2 protein-coding genes and 1 tRNA gene are annotated in these 2,517 nt (G+C 38.1%); all 3 read left to right on the forward strand.

Annotation, left to right across the window (positions count from 1 at the left end; genetic code table 11):
• Nucleotides 1-79: 79 nt before the first annotated feature.
• A tRNA-Ser gene (locus tag CWC17_RS18660) sits at nucleotides 80-170 on the forward strand.
• 179 nt (nucleotides 171-349) lie between these two features.
• Complete coding sequence (locus tag CWC17_RS18665) at nucleotides 350-1,195, forward strand: LytTR family DNA-binding domain-containing protein (protein ID WP_138614592.1); 846 nt, start codon at nucleotides 350-352, stop codon at nucleotides 1,193-1,195.
• Nucleotides 1,196-1,314: 119 nt separating this feature from the next.
• Complete coding sequence (locus CWC17_RS18670; RefSeq protein ID WP_138614594.1) at nucleotides 1,315-2,142, forward strand: CPBP family intramembrane glutamic endopeptidase; 828 nt, start codon at nucleotides 1,315-1,317, stop codon at nucleotides 2,140-2,142.
• Nucleotides 2,143-2,517: the final 375 nt, after the last annotated feature.

Consider the following 2,517-nt stretch of genomic DNA (forward strand, 5'->3'; position numbering starts at 1 on the left):
ATTGTTTAAATCAATTAAAAAATTTTTTTAAAATAAATGATCTATTAGTAAAGTGTTTTATGTATTATGCAGGCCGTGCGGAGAGATGGCAGAGTGGTCGAATGCACCGGTCTTGAAAACCGGCATGGGTTTGTAGCCCATCTAGGGTTCAAATCCCTATCTCTCCACCATTATATTAAAGCCCGCTTAGAGCGGGCTTTTTTGTATCTACGATTTATTATTAGGCCACCTTTAGGTTTTCTCGCTTATTTCCCCGTTTCGGTTTGCTATTAGCCGTTATTAATAGATTATTAACATATTAATGTGCTACTTTTATTTTTTAGATTTTAAAATTGGTAATTAAAATAGTATGTTGTGGCTCAAGGATGATTTACATTCAAGAAAACTTATTGTTTATCGTGCAATGATGTTCTCGTTGGTAACGTTGTTTGTTTTATTCGTATTCCAACCTTTTGGTACAATTAACGATACATCGTCATATAAAATACTCAGGCTTTCAGGTTATGGTTTAGTCACTTTTGTTGCGTTGCTATTATCGGGCTTTATTGAAATAGCGCTGTTACGTTATGATTTTTATAAGCCACTTCGTATTATGCTTATAAGCGGCTTTTATATTTTAATTTGTGCTTTATTTAACCACGCTTATTTTGTTGTGGCATTTTTAGGACAGTGGCATTGGCAGAATCAGATGCTGTTTATTGGCTATATATTTGCTATTGGCGTATTTCCGCTAATTTTTATGTATATGTTAAATCGCCATGTTAGTCAGCTTAATATTGATGAAACACCACAGCGGCAACAAATCAAGCAATGTGAAGCCCTTCCTTTAGAACTCGAGCAAATTACGTTAGTTGGCGATAATAAAAATGATGCAATCAGCATAGTATTAGAGCGTGTTTTGTTTATAAAAGCGGCTGATAATTATTGCGAAATTAGTGTTTATGACGGACACGCAATACAGCAAACTTTACTGCGTATTTCTTTAACTCGCTTACTTAAACAGCTCTCAAATAATACTGCAATTATTAGGTGCCATCGCTCTTATGCAGTTAATGTAGCCTTTATTCACTCGTATAGTGGCAACGCTGGCGGCTTGCAATTAACGCTTAAAAATACACCCATGCCTGTTCCGGTATCGCGAAGCTACGTAGATAATATAAAAGCGGCTTTGTTACTCACCCCAAGTGCTTGTTAGTCAGCCCAAATACTTGTATTTGATACCTAAAAATGTTGTTAATCCCTAACAGTTCGTAGTTTTACGCTGGAGTAGGCATGCTTAAGTTGAACTAAAAAATACAACTTAAGAAGGTTACTATGAACACTATTTTAAAATCACTGTTAGTGATAGCCACGTTTGTTTTTTGCCATTACATAATGAAAAGCTTTTGGGGTAGCGAATGGACGAAAATATTAACCCAGGCCGATGCGTCTACTGGGGTTTTATTTATCCCCGCTAAATACTTATTTTTATATGCTCCTTTATTAGTGATAACCACATTACTATTTAAAAGAGATAACATGCTTGACGCAATTGGCCTTAACACCGAAGGCTTTAATAACTATACCTTTGCAGCTTTGCTGTGCTGTATACCTATGACACTTGGCTATGCATACTTGAGTAGTAATTTAAATTTATCTTTGTCTGGACTAATAACAGGCTCAATCTATGCTGGTTTTTTTGAAGAGCTAATATTTAGGGCGGCTTTATTTGGTGCTTTATACCGGTTTTGCCGCTGGGGGTTCATTCCCGCAGCGTTGACAAGCTCGGTAGTATTTGGAGTAGGGCACATGTACCAAGGTGGCGATGCCATTTCTGCACTAATGGCGGTAGCAGTAACCACTGTTGCAGGCACTTGGTTTGCGTGGCTTTATTGTGAGTGTGGTTATAAAATTTGGTTTCCTATGTGGATGCATATTTTTATGAATGCAGCTTATGGCATCTTTAGTATGTCGGGTGGTGCCGTGGGTGATTTGCACGGCAACCTTTATAAAGCCACTGCTATTGTATTAAGTATCGTGTATGTTGAAGCACTGATCCGCCGAGGGAAAAAACGTGAAGTCACTATGGCCTCATTATTTATTAATACATCAGCATCGACGCTTAATACCCCGTTCAAACCGCAGATGACTGCCGAAGCCTAAATGCACAAATTAGCCATTAATTTAAGAACGCATTTATATTGCAACCTTAAGGCTATGTTTTTATTGAGGTTAGCGCCTGTAAGGTAGTGAGCTTTACGTTATGGGCGAATAAACAGCTAAAAGTAAGCGTGAGCTGCCAACAAAATAGGTGTTTGTTTTTAGTTAGCAAAACTATTCGTTAAAATGTCTAGGGCGTATTGAACTTTGCGGATTGAAATTTGTTCAATCTAGGGGCGATTAAATCGCGGCGCGAGGTTTGTAACCTAGTGGGCTAAGTAAAAACCGAGTAACAAAGAGTTTATCGCCCCTAGGCAGAACCCGAAGGGCAGCGCATGTTTGGCATTTATGCTGCGTTATCGCCTATTTATGGGGAAT

The sequence above is a fragment of the Pseudoalteromonas sp. S3785 genome, assembly GCF_005887365.1.
Classification (GTDB): Bacteria; Pseudomonadota; Gammaproteobacteria; order Enterobacterales; family Alteromonadaceae; genus Pseudoalteromonas.

Bases quoted from the DNA above. Each gene is read 5' to 3' on its own strand.
- CWC17_RS18665 (WP_138614592.1), top strand. From the start codon at position 350: ATGTTGTGGCTCAAGGATGATTTACATTCAAGAAAACTTATTGTTTAT.
- CWC17_RS18670 (WP_138614594.1), top strand. From the start codon at position 1,315: ATGAACACTATTTTAAAATCACTGTTAGTGATAGCCACGTTTGTTTTT.